Origin of the sequence: Zoogloea sp. (assembly GCF_030157465.1) — a bacterium.
Taxonomy (GTDB): domain Bacteria; phylum Pseudomonadota; class Gammaproteobacteria; order Burkholderiales; family Rhodocyclaceae; genus Zoogloea.
Genome location: NZ_JAOAUU010000059.1, coordinates 47,563 through 58,783, shown reverse-complemented (window position 1 = coordinate 58,783; position 11,221 = coordinate 47,563). Strand labels below are relative to the sequence as shown.

Sequence of the window (11,221 nt, the reverse complement as noted above, 5' to 3'; positions counted from 1 at the left end):
CGCGTGGCCAAGCTGGCCGGCGGTGTTGCCGTGATCAAGGTTGGCGCTGCCACCGAAGTCGAAATGAAGGAAAAGAAGGCTCGCGTGGAAGACGCGCTGCACGCCACCCGTGCCGCCGTTGAAGAAGGCATCGTCCCCGGCGGCGGCGTGGCCCTGCTGCGTGCCCGTGCCAACCTCGGCAGCCTCAAGGGCGACAACCACGACCAGGACGCCGGCATCAAGATCGTCCTGCGTGCGATGGAACAGCCGATGCGCGAGATCGTTGCCAACGCTGGCGACGAACCCTCCGTGGTGGTAAACAAGGTTGCCGAAGGTACGGGCAACTTTGGTTACAACGCTGCTACCGGCGTGTATGGCGACATGGTTGAAATGGGCGTGCTCGATCCGACCAAGGTGACCCGCACCGCACTGCAGAACGCTGCTTCCGTGGCCAGCCTGATGCTCACCACCGACTGCATGGTTGCCGAACTGGCTGAAGACAAGCCGGCCGGCGGCATGGGCGACATGGGCGGCATGGGCGGCATGGGTGGAATGGGCGGCATGGGGATGTAATCCCCGCTTTCCCGAACCAGCCGGTTCCACAGAAAACCTCGCTTCGGCGGGGTTTTTTGTTTTGCAGGCCGGGTTTCTTGTCTTTCGTTAAGGTGCTTTCTGACGCTGACGCGCACGTAAGTTCACAGTAAGGCTCCGCCGGTACCTTGCCTAACACCCTTAAAGGAGCCGTTTCGGTTTCTTCCAAGGTTTATTCGAAGAGGAGGAGAAAAATGAAAGACGACCTCGGCGACCGCATCCGGGCAAACCCTAAGTACCAGGAGCTGGTCTCAAAACGCAATAGCTACGGCTGGATCATGACGATCTCGATGCTGGTCGTTTACTACGGCTACATCCTGCTGGTGGCGTTCAACAAGGAGTTCCTGGCCCAGAAGACCGGCGCAGGCGTGACCTCGATCGGGATTCCCATCGGCGTGGGCGTGATCTTGTTCACCATCATTATTACCGGCATCTACATTCGCCGTGCCAATACTGAATTTGACGATCTGAAGGCTCAGGTCATCAAGGAGGCCACCAAGTGATGCGCACTTCCAAACTGATCTTCGGCCTCCTGGCCGTGCTGGCTTCCGGTGTCGCTCTCGCAGCGGGCGCCGACATGGGCCAGGTCGAAAAGCAGGCGACCAACTGGACCGCCATCGCCATGTTCGGCATCTTCGTTGCCGGCACGATGTACATCACCAAGTGGGCCGCCTCCAAGACCAAGTCGGCTGCTGACTTCTACACCGCCGGCGGTGGCATCACCGGCTTCCAGAACGGCCTGGCGATCGCCGGTGACTACATGTCCGCCGCGTCCTTCCTGGGTATTTCCGCCGCGGTGATGGCCAACGGCTACGACGGCCTGATCTATGCGATCGGCTTCCTCGTCGGCTGGCCGATCATCACCTTCCTGATGGCAGAGCGCCTGCGCAACCTCGGCAAATTCACCTTTGCCGACGTGGCCGGTTACCGCTTCCAGCAAACCCCGATCCGCGCCTTCGCCGCTTCCGGCACGCTGGTCGTGGTCGCCTTCTACCTCATCGCCCAGATGGTCGGTGCCGGTCAGCTGATCAAGCTGCTCTTCGGCCTCGAGTACTGGATGGCTGTGGTGATCGTCGGCGCGCTGATGATGGTTTATGTGCTCTTCGGTGGCATGACCGCCACCACCTGGGTGCAGATCATCAAGGCTGTGCTGCTGCTGTGCGGTGCCTCCTTCATGGCCTTCATGGTGCTGATCAAGTTTGGTTTCAGCCCGGAAGCGATGTTTGCCAAGGCTGTTGAAATCAAGACTGCACTGGCCGCCAAGGATGCCAAGCTGATCGCCGACGCTGCGGTTGCTGCTGCAGCACAGGGCAAGGACGTGGCTGAAGTGACCGCCGCGATGGCCGCCGCCAAGGGCGACTCCATCATGGCTCCGGGCAACTTCGTCAAGGATCCGATCACCGCCATCTCCTTCGGTATGGCGCTGATGTTCGGTACCGCCGGCCTGCCCCACATCCTGATGCGCTTCTTCACCGTGCCGGATGCCAAGGAAGCCCGCAAGTCCGTGGGTTGGGCAACTGTCTGGATCGGCTACTTCTACATCCTGACCTTCATCATCGGCTTCGGCGCCATCACCTTCGTGCTGACCGATCCGACCTTCCTTGATGCCAAGGGCGTCCTGAAGGGCGGCGGCAACATGGCGGCGATCCACCTGGCCAATGCTGTCGGCGGCAACATCTTCCTCGGCTTCATCTCCGCGGTTGCCTTTGCCACCATTCTGGCTGTGGTTGCCGGCCTGACGCTGTCGGGTGCTTCCGCCGTGTCCCATGACTTGTACGCCACCGTGTTCAAGAAGGGCAATGCGGATTCCGCCGCTGAGCTGCGTGTGTCCCGCATCACCACCATCGTCCTCGGTATCATCGCGGTCGTCCTGGGTATCGCCTTCGAGAAGCAGAACATCGCCTTCATGGTGTCCCTGGCTTTCGCAATCGCCGCGTCCGCCAACTTCCCGGTGCTCTTCATGAGTGTGCTGTGGAAGGATTGCACCACCAAGGGTGCAGTTATCGGTGGTTTCCTCGGCCTGATCTCCTCCGTGGTTCTGACCGTGGTTTCCCCGTCCGTCTGGGAAGTCACCCTCGGCAACCCGAAGGGTTCGGCCTGGTTCCCCTACACCTCGCCTTGCCTGTTCTCGATGACCATCGGCTTCGTGGGTATCTGGCTGTTCTCGATCCTTGATCGCAGCGCCAATGCCCAGCAGGAACGTGCCGACTTCGCTGCCCAGCTGATCCGTTCCGAAACCGGTATCGGTGCATCTGGCGCTTCGGGTCACTAAGCGCAAGACCAACCCGCCGGATCTATGATCCGGTGGGCGTTGCAAACAAAAACCCCGGCATGCCGAAAGGCTGCCGGGGTTTTTGTTTGTTCTGCGAGAACGCTTGCTGATGGTGCAGTGCGTCGACGAGGCGGGCGAAGGGCGTGTCCAGCAGCCCTGTGCTAGACTCGGGCGCAATCGTCTTGGGGCGCGCGGCGGCAGAAGAACTGTGTGGGTTTGTGCGCATCCGCTGAACGCGGGCGGCAGGCATCCAGCCAGGCAGCCGGATGCAGGAAAACCTAAAAAAACGGCGGGGGACTGGGCCGTCGGGCGGTCCAATCCCCCGAGGCCACGTCGCCGCAAACGCAGCAGCATCGCCCCCAAGACCGAGTAAAAGGAGAACAGCGGTTTCAATATGCCGGGCGCCGCTTACTTCAAACTTACACTTCTGCACCGACTGAAAACGCCATGCGCATCCTGTTGGCCGAAGACGATCCGATCATTGCCGACGGCCTTGGCCGGGCCCTGAAAAAGGCGGGTTATGCCGTTGATCATGTGCCCAACGGCGCCGATGCAGATGCCGCCCTGCTGGGCCAGAGTTTCGATCTCCTCATTCTCGATCTCGGCCTGCCCAAGCTTTCCGGAATCGAGGTGCTGCGCCGCCTGCGGGCCCGCAAGGGCGCGCTGCCGGTGCTGATCCTCACCGCCCAGGACGGTGTCGAGGATCGTGTCCGGGGGCTCGATGCCGGCGCCGACGATTACCTCACCAAGCCCTTCGCGCTCCCCGAACTGGAAGCCCGCGTGCGCGCCCTTACGCGTCGCGGCACCGGCCAGGCCCGCTGCATCGAGTACGCCCGCCTGATCTACGACCAGGCCGACCGGGTGGTCAAGATCGACGGGCAGGTGGTGGATCTTTCGGCGCGGGAAATCGGCCTGCTGGAAGTGCTGCTGCTGCGCGCCGGCCGGCTGGTGAGCAAGGAGCAGCTCGTCGATCACCTGTGCGGCTGGGGGGAGGAAGTCTCCAATAACGCCATCGAAGTGTACGTACATCGCCTGCGCAAGAAGCTGGAACGCAGCGGCGTGCAGATCGTCACCGTGCGCGGCCTCGGGTATTGCCTGGAAAAACCGGATGTGGTCGCCTAGGAGGCGCAAGGCGGAGGATGATTCCTCCGCAGACGGCAAGGCCTTCAACTCGCTGTTCGGCGAGATTCTCGACTGGATGCTCGCGCCTCTGCTGTTCCTGTGGCCGATCTCCATCATCGTTACCCACAATGTCGCCAACAGCATCGCCAACCAGCCCTACGACCAGGCGCTGGCGGTCAATGTGCGGGCCATCGCCCGTCTCGTGAAGCTTGAAAACAACCAGGCGCGGGTCAATTTTCCGGCGCCGGCCCGCCTCATCCTGCGGGCCGACGAAGACGACACCGTGTATTACCAGGTGCTCGGTTTCAAGGGCGAACTGCTCGCCGGGGACAAGGACATCCCGCCCGTCAGCGTGCCCGACAGCGTCGAGCCCGATCTGGTGATGTTCCGCGACGAGCAGATTGCCGGCGAGGACGTCCGCGTCGCCTACCAGTTCCTGCAGCCCGCCGAGGGCGCGTCGCCGAAGCGGCTGGTCGTGCTGCAGGTGGCTGAAACCCGCAACAAGCGCAGCACCCTGGCGTCACGGGTTGTTACCGGCGTGTTGCTGCCCCAGTTCGCGATCATCCCGATCGCTGTCATCCTCGTCTGGCTGGGCCTCTCCCGCGGCATTGCGCCCCTCAATCAGCTCCAGAGCCTGATCCGTCGCCGCCGCCCGTCCGACCTGTCGCCGATTTCGGTGGGTGGCGTCCCGGAGGAGGTCCGGCCGCTGATCATTGCTTTCAATGACATGATGGCGCGTCTCGAAGAAAACCTTCAGGCCCAGCAGCGCTTCATTGCCGACGCCGCGCACCAGATGCGCACCCCGCTGACCGGTCTGCGCATGCAAACCGATCTCGCCCTGATGGAAACCGATCCGGCGCAGGTGCATCGCTCCCTGATCCACATTTCCCAGAGCGCCGAGCGCGCCAGCCACCTGATCAACCAGCTCTTGTCGCTGGCCCGCGCAGAGGCCAGCTACGAGAAGATCTACGCCGTCGAACGGGTCGACCTGGAAGTGCTGCTGCGCGCCATGCTCAGCGATTTCGTGCCCCGGGCCCGCCAGAAGAACATCGATTTCGGCCTCGAAACCACCGGGCAGCCCCTGGTCATCGACGGCAACCCGGTGCTTCTCGGCGAACTCATCAAGAATCTCATCGACAACGCCATCAAATACACCCCCGAAGGGGGCTGCGTGACGGTTCGAACCATTGCCACCGAGCGGGCCATTGTCGAAGTTGAAGACACCGGAATCGGCGTGCCGGAAGCCGACCGGGAGCGGGTGTTTGAACGCTTCTACCGTGTGCTCGGCAGCTCCGAAAGCGGCTCCGGCCTCGGCCTGCCCATCGTCCGCGAGATCGCGGACCTTCACCGTGCCCAGGTCAGCCTCATCCCCAACCCCAGCGGCAAGGGCACCATCGCCCAAGTCGTCTTCCCGCGCAGCCGCACCCCCGACAGCGCCCCCCTGCCTGGCCTGGACGCTCCTCGCCCAATCACTTTCCCGCCCGCCTGAATCATCAGGGGATGAAATAAATGCTCGAAATTATTTGACAAGCCTTCGATCGAAGTCTATTATGCGGTCTCTCTCAGGCCAGTTAGCTCAGTTGGTAGAGCAGCGGATTGAAAATCCGCGTGTCCGTGGTTCGATTCCGCGACTGGCCACCAGATTCAAGCAAGAAACGCCGATCCATGTGGTCGGCGTTTTTGCGTTCACGCGGGTAAAAGTCCGTGGGTCGGGGGATGTCCCGGTCTGCTTCCGGCGCGGTGTTATCGCGCCCATGCAGATTGGTCTCCGGGTTTGGAGCGCCTGCGGGGCCGAAGAGGCCAAGGGGCTGGCGTACGGATTGGCAGAGTCCCCGCCCGCGGCAAAGCCATTTTGCCTGAGAGCATGCGCGAACAGGTCGCCATCCCCGGAGGGCGGGGCGTCCTGTTGGTCGCTTCGATGTGATGAAGTGTGGATTACGTCGAAATTAAATCGTATGCCATTTTTGGGTTGGCCTATGATTTGAGCTGGCAAACGAAGCGAGAGCTTCGGACGCAAAGCTACGGGTCCTAAACCAGATTCAACGGAAGGATAGCCGGGTTGCACTGCAGGGTTCCCACCTGCAGTTTCTTCACCCGCCTGGATTTTCCTTTCTGCGCTTCGCGCTCGGACTTTTAGCCATTTCCGATTTCAATAGAAAGGAACAGCCGTGTCCAGGATGACTCCAGAGCAAGAAAGCAAGTGCCATAAGATCATTCATACTGCAGCAGCCGGTGCTGGTGCGGGGAATCTGATACCTGTTCCAGGCACGGGCGTGGCCGCTGACATTGTTGCGATGTCGATGATGGCCATGAGTTTGGCTTCCGTGTTTGGTGGCAACCTCACTGAAGAGGTTGCCAAAGGTATGGCAGTTGCCGCACTCAAGCAGACCATGCTGAAGCAGCCGATCAAAGTCTTGACAAAAGAGTTGTCAAAGCTGATCCCATTCTTGGGGCAAGTTGTTGGCCCTGCAATCAGTGTCGGCATGATCGAGGCGGCGGGTTGGGCGCTTGCGAACGACATGGCGGTGAAGTTCAACAGGGCGCCAATTTCCGCCTGATGGTCGGGATCGGCCTGGGAAGGCGCCAGCGCCCACCGGGTCGTAGGGATGGCGGCGCTCTCGCAGGTTCGCTGCCGCGGCCGGGTTGCGATCCACACGGCCCCACTCCGAGGGCTGCCTGAACGTGGCCGAGGTCAGGGCGAGGCGGCGTGCACTGCGCGCACTTGATGCTGCGCAAGATTCGGGGCGCTGGCTGCGATTAAGGTTTAGTTTCCCCCCGATGGACAACCAGGAGAGACGGCAATGTTCACGCTCCAGCAACTGCTCGCAACGCCCGGCAAGGACAAGCTCGATGCCGTGTCGTCGATTTATCGAAGCGCATTTTTCTGTGCGCAACGGCTGATTCACCTCAACATCAAGGCGACCCAGTCGATCATGGATGGCAACATGTCTGCGATCGATGCGCTGACGAAGGCCAGGGACGCCGGGGCGTGGTACGCGACGCAAACGGTGATGATGCAGCGGCTCGTGGATCAGATCGTCAGCTATGCGGGTGATTTCAACGAGGTCGTTGCCGAAAACCAGCAGGAATTGACCCGTCTGATCAAGGCCCAGACCGATAACCTCGGGCTGGTGGAGGGGGGCTCCGAGTCATCACTGCATGCGGGGCCTGCGGTGATGATCGATGTCGTCAAATCCATGCTCGACGCTGCGCTCAAATCCCGCAATTCCATGTTGGACATGGCCCGGCTGGTCGATGGCAGCCGAAACGTGACTCCGGTGGCGGAGGCTCCGCCCAAAAAGACTCCCAGAGCGCCCGCCAAGCGACGCTGAGCTGGCGTCCTGATGTGCCGGATGGCGGGGGCTGCCGATCCAAAGCGGCATTTCGCGTCAGGGTTGAGGCCGACAGGCAATAATCCAACAATTACAGCGCTCGTGAAGGCGCCGGGCGCCTGAGCTTAATTTCCGGATTTCAATCAATGTACAAAGCCACGCGGGATTTCATCAGGGATCGGCAGCCATTTGCCAAATTCGCGGTCAAGCCGGTGGAGGTCAGGCAGCTCGGAGGCGGAGAAGAGGGTAGCCGCTATATGAACGCCCATCGCTGCATAGACCGCGAGAGGAACATCAAGATCGTCAGCGGATGGCTGGTCAAGCCCTACGACAAGGTGCTGAAGCGAACCGAGATCCTGCAGCACTGGTGGAATGTCGACGCCAGCGCCAAAACTTATTTCGATGTTTCGCCGCAGCTGGGGCGCGACTGGGAATATGTTCTGGATATGGATATCGCCGAATACGGAATAAGCCATTTCGCCGATCCGGCCGACAACGTCTGCCACGCCATTCAGATGAGTGACGGAAAATATACGATGGTCGATCGCATTTTCGGCGAGCTGTTCTACAAACCCATCGAAACGCTTGAAACGACGGCCTTGTTCAAGAAGCCTGTTTAAGACGTTTCTGTTTCCGCAAGACCGGGATCTTTCTGCGCTGCGCGCATCGACGCGGCACTGAAGAGGATTGCCCGGCAACTGGCCACAGCCCTTGGCCAGAACCTGCCGGCAGGCTGGCGCGGGCGAGGCGGGGGTGCTGTTTGCCAGGATTGGCAAAGTTTTGGTGGGCGGACAAAATGCAGGCTTTTGTAGCCACGCTTTTACGCCGAATGCGGGATACTTGCCGCGACGCACCATCGAAAACCTTGCCGTGACCCAAGACCAAAACACTGATTCGCCTCCGCCCCTTCCGCCGGCCGCCGGTTTCCTTCGCCGTCAGGGCTGGCCTCTGGGCGGCCTGCTGTTGTTGCTGCTTCTGGGGGCCGGATATCAGGTCGCCGAAGAGGTGCAGACTTCGCAGTTCCAGGCCCGCCATCTTGCAAGCTACGCCGCGGGGCTCGACTACCACGTGGTGAATGGCGCGAGCGACGCCGTGCGCTTTCCGGCACACGGCCCCTTCGATCAGCGCATGGGTTACGCCGAGCTGCCGCGGATCATCGAGCGCCTTGGTACGCGGGGTTACACGCTGGCGCAGCAGGCGCGCTTTTCCGATGCGCTGATGGATTACACCGGGCGCGGCTTGTCCGCCCCCTATCACGAGAAAACGCGCGCAGGGCTGGACGTGGACGATTGTCGCGGCCAGACGCTGTACCGCTTCCGCTACCCCTACCGCGGCTATGACGACTTTGCCGCCGTGCCACCGCGGGTGGCGCAGGCGCTGATGTTCATCGAAAACCGCGACCTGCTGGACGAGTCACGGCCGATGATGAATCCGGCGGTGGATTGGGTGCGTTTCACGCGTGCGGTGCTGGGCCGGATCGGGCACATGGTCAGCGACGATTTCGACGCGCCGGGCGGAAGCACCCTGGCCACCCAGATCGAAAAATTCCGTCATTCGCCCGACGGCGTAACCCATAACGCGCGGGAGAAACTGCGCCAGATGATGTCCGCCAGCGTGCGGGCCTACCAGGATGGCGAGCAGACCCTGCCGGCGCGGCGCCGGCTGTTGCTGGATTACCTGAATACCGTGCCCCTGTCGGCGGCGCCGGGTCATGGCGAGGTCAATGGCCTTGGCGACGGGTTGTGGGTTTGGTTTGCCACCGATTTCAGCGAGGCGAATGCGCTGCTCGCGTCGGCCGACGCAAGCGGCCCGAAACTGGCGGCGCAGGGCCGGGCACTGCATCAGGTCGTGGCGCTGATGATTGCGCACCGCCGCCCGTCTTTCTATCTGTCGGGCGGAGGCCGCCAAAGGCTCGCGCAATTGTCCGAAAGCTATCTGCGCCTGCTGGCCGAAAACGGCGTGATCAGCCCTCTGCTGCGCGACGCGGCACTTTCCGAGCCCCTGAAGTTTCGCGACATGACGGCAAACCCCGCCTTGTTGCCGGCCGACGTGGGCAAAGGCGCAACCGCCATCCGCAACCGGCTGGCGGGCATGTTCGATGCGTCGCTGTATGAACTCGACCGCTTCGACGTCGACGTTGCCACCACGCTCAACGGAGCGCTGCAGAAGGATGTCAGCGAGTTTCTGGGGCGTCTTTCCGACCCCGAATTCGCGCGCAAGCAGGGTTTGCTCGGCGATCGCATGCTGGTTCCGGCAAAGCTCGGTGCTGTGCGCTATAGCTTCAATCTGGTCGAAAGCACGTCCAGCGGCAACCGTGTACGCGTCCAGACCGACACCACCGACCAGCCCCTCGACATCAACGAAGGCAGCAAGCTTGAACTCGGTTCCACCGCCAAGCTGCGTGTGCTCACGACTTACCTGGAGATCGTTGCCGAGCTGCACCAGCGCCTTGCCGAAACACCCCCGGCCGAGTTGCGCCGCATGCAGCTTGATTCGCGCGATCGCCTGACCCTGTGGGCCGTGCAACACCTCGCGACGGCGTCGGATCGCAGCCTGCCGGCCATGCTGCAGGCGGCCCTTGAACGCAAATATTCCGCCAGCCCCGGCGAAAGTTTCTTTACCGGCGGCGGCGTGCACACCTTCAGCAATTTCCGCAGCGAAGACAACGGCCGCGTGCCCACGGTGCGGGAGGCGCTGCAGGGCTCGATCAACCTGCCCTTCGTGCGCCTGATGCGCGACGTGGTGCGCTACACCATGTACCACGGGCCGGAAAAGATCTCGCAGGTGCTCGAAAACGAGGACGATCCCCGGCGCCAGGATTATCTCGCCCGCTTTGCCGATCGCGAGGGGCAGGCCTTTCTGCGCCGCTTCTGGCACAAGTACCACGGCAAGACGCCCGACGAGATGCGTGAGGAGCTTCTTGACGACCTGCGTCCGGGCATGGACCGCGTGGCTGCCGTGTTCCTCTATTTGTCGCCCAAGGCCACGCCGGCCGAGCTGGGTGCCTTCCTGCGCGAGCGGCTGGGTGGCAAGGAGCTGTCCGCCGAGAGCCTCGAAAAACTCCATGCCCGCAACGCGCCCGAGGCCTACGACCTGCCGGATCGTGGCTACGTCGCCCGCGTGCATCCGCTGGAATTGTGGCTGGTGGGTTACCTTCAGCAAAAGCCCGACGCCGCCTGGACCGACGTGGTGCAGGCCAGCGTTGACGAGCGCCAGGCGGTCTACCGTTGGCTGTTCCGCACCCGCTTCAAGGGGGCCAAGGATTCGCGCATCTACACGATGCTCGAGATCGAGGCCTTTCTCGACATTCATCGTCGCTGGGCGCGGGTGGGTTACCCCTTCGGACACCTCGTGCCGTCGTTTGCCACTGCGCTGGGCAGCTCCGGCGACCGGCCGGCCGCGCTGGCCGAGCTGATGGGCATCATCTCCAATGACGGCATGCGCCTGCCCACGCTGCGCATCGATCACCTGAACTTTGCCGTCGATACGCCTTACGAGACGCGCTTTGCCCATCAATCCACCGAAGGTGAGCGGGTGATGGCGCCCGAAGTTGCGGCGGCCTTGCGCAATGCCCTGTCGGAGGTGGTGGAGGGCGGCACGGCCCGCCGTCTCTCCGGTGCATTCAAGCTGGCCGATGGCGCGCCACTGGCGCTGGGCGGCAAGACCGGCACCGGTGACAACCGCATCGTCATCGGTCGGGGCGGCGCCCGTGGCGTGGCGCTTAACCGGACGGCCACCTTCGTGTTCTACATCGGCCCGCGCCATTTCGGCACGCTCACCGCCTACGTCATCGGCCCCGAGGCCGCCAACTACCACTTTACGTCGGCGGTTCCGGTGCAGATATTGAAGGCGATGGGGCCGGTGCTGTTGCCCTATCTCGAACCGAAGGCCGCTGCAGGCTGCGCCTTGTGACAGTTGCCGGTGC

The 11,221-nt window shown here is 62.3% G+C and carries 9 protein-coding genes, 1 tRNA gene and 1 riboswitch; all 10 genes read left to right on the top strand.

The window, feature by feature from the left end; translation table 11 throughout:
- Nucleotides 1–552, top strand: a 552-nt coding sequence (locus tag Q1W26_RS08025) for a TCP-1/cpn60 chaperonin family protein (protein WP_300438218.1), incomplete at its 5' end; no start/stop codon positions are given.
- Between the two features lie 212 nt (nucleotides 553–764).
- Nucleotides 765–1,073 carry a DUF485 domain-containing protein gene (locus Q1W26_RS08020; RefSeq protein ID WP_300438215.1) on the top strand — a complete coding sequence of 103 codons (309 nt, stop codon included), beginning with the start codon at nucleotides 765–767 and terminating at the stop codon, nucleotides 1,071–1,073.
- Nucleotides 1,073–2,842, top strand: a complete 1,770-nt coding sequence (locus Q1W26_RS08015; RefSeq protein WP_300438212.1) for a cation acetate symporter — start codon at nucleotides 1,073–1,075, stop codon at nucleotides 2,840–2,842. Before Q1W26_RS08020 ends, Q1W26_RS08015 begins: the two co-directional genes overlap by 1 nt.
- 447 nt (nucleotides 2,843–3,289) lie before the next feature.
- Entirely contained in the window at nucleotides 3,290–3,964 is a 675-nt protein-coding gene (locus Q1W26_RS08010) for a response regulator transcription factor (RefSeq protein WP_300438209.1), read from the top strand.
- Entirely contained in the window at nucleotides 3,951–5,453 is a 1,503-nt protein-coding gene (locus Q1W26_RS08005; RefSeq protein WP_300438206.1) for a sensor histidine kinase, read from the top strand. The genes Q1W26_RS08010 and Q1W26_RS08005 overlap by 14 nt, the downstream gene beginning before the upstream one ends.
- A gap of 76 nt (nucleotides 5,454–5,529) precedes the next feature.
- Nucleotides 5,530–5,605 (top strand) — tRNA-Phe (locus Q1W26_RS08000).
- 337 nt (nucleotides 5,606–5,942) lie between these two features.
- Nucleotides 5,943–6,031: riboswitch (cyclic di-GMP riboswitch) on the top strand.
- A gap of 110 nt (nucleotides 6,032–6,141) precedes the next feature.
- The gene (locus Q1W26_RS07995) at nucleotides 6,142–6,522 is read left to right on the top strand and encodes a hypothetical protein (RefSeq protein WP_300438203.1); all 381 of its coding nucleotides are present in this window, start codon (nucleotides 6,142–6,144) and stop codon (nucleotides 6,520–6,522) included.
- Between the two features lie 243 nt (nucleotides 6,523–6,765).
- A complete protein-coding gene (locus tag Q1W26_RS07990; RefSeq protein ID WP_300438200.1) occupies nucleotides 6,766–7,296 on the top strand; it encodes a phasin family protein in 531 nt (176 codons plus the stop codon).
- 146 nt (nucleotides 7,297–7,442) lie between these two features.
- Nucleotides 7,443–7,916, top strand: coding sequence for a hypothetical protein (locus Q1W26_RS07985; RefSeq protein ID WP_300438197.1), 474 nt, complete (start codon nucleotides 7,443–7,445; stop codon nucleotides 7,914–7,916).
- Nucleotides 7,917–8,259: 343 nt separating this feature from the next.
- Nucleotides 8,260–11,208, top strand: coding sequence for a transglycosylase domain-containing protein (locus Q1W26_RS07980; protein ID WP_300438226.1), 2,949 nt, complete (start codon nucleotides 8,260–8,262; stop codon nucleotides 11,206–11,208).
- Nucleotides 11,209–11,221 lie beyond the last annotated feature (13 nt).

Bases quoted from the DNA above. Each gene is read 5' to 3' on its own strand.
- Q1W26_RS08005 (WP_300438206.1), top strand. From the start codon at position 3,951: ATGTGGTCGCCTAGGAGGCGCAAGGCGGAGGATGATTCCTCCGCAGAC.
- Q1W26_RS07990 (WP_300438200.1), top strand. From the start codon at position 6,766: ATGTTCACGCTCCAGCAACTGCTCGCAACGCCCGGCAAGGACAAGCTC.
- Q1W26_RS07995 (WP_300438203.1), top strand. From the start codon at position 6,142: ATGACTCCAGAGCAAGAAAGCAAGTGCCATAAGATCATTCATACTGCA.
- Q1W26_RS08020 (WP_300438215.1), top strand. From the start codon at position 765: ATGAAAGACGACCTCGGCGACCGCATCCGGGCAAACCCTAAGTACCAG.
- Q1W26_RS08010 (WP_300438209.1), top strand. From the start codon at position 3,290: ATGCGCATCCTGTTGGCCGAAGACGATCCGATCATTGCCGACGGCCTT.
- Q1W26_RS08015 (WP_300438212.1), top strand. From the start codon at position 1,073: ATGCGCACTTCCAAACTGATCTTCGGCCTCCTGGCCGTGCTGGCTTCC.
- Q1W26_RS07985 (WP_300438197.1), top strand. From the start codon at position 7,443: ATGTACAAAGCCACGCGGGATTTCATCAGGGATCGGCAGCCATTTGCC.